Raw genomic sequence first — 474 nt, forward strand, 5'->3', positions numbered from 1 at the left:
GCGCCATGGCGGGTGTCACCGTGGTGGTCGCGTCCAGTCTTGCTGCGAGCTCTCGTGCAGGCGCGTCATTGTATCCCCGTCCATCGCGCTGATGGATGGAGTCGTAGTGATAGGCGACCGCTGTTTCCGGGTCGCGGCGATCAACGAGCAGCAGCGACCAATGCTCAGTGCGTCCCTCGTTCTCCGCCGTAGCCATAGGATTGCCACTGTTCACCGGCAGGAACACGAAGTCGGCTGGGGCGTCGTTTTGATGGTAGATCGACAGCAACCTACCTTGCACGTCCCCGTCGTGACGGCGCAGTTGCTGGGAGACCAAGGGATCCACCAACCGCGTTCGGGCGGCGAGCGCTGGGTGGGCCGCCTGCAGGCTCTGCTCCAGCAACTGGTAATCCCTGCTGATATGGACGTCGTCCAGCAGGTCGGCGCCGAGCATCGCCCCCCGGGGGAGATTGGACGAGCCTGACGGAAGCGCTC

Annotated in this window: 1 pseudogene; it reads right to left on the reverse strand. The window is 64.3% G+C overall.

Annotated elements, in window-relative coordinates:
- A pseudogene (locus AC0L2L_RS33360) lies at window positions 1–433 on the reverse strand (Ulp1 family isopeptidase); the annotation flags it as partial.
- Window positions 434–474 lie beyond the last annotated feature (41 nt).

The organism is Mesorhizobium sp. WSM4832 (genome assembly GCF_055811115.1).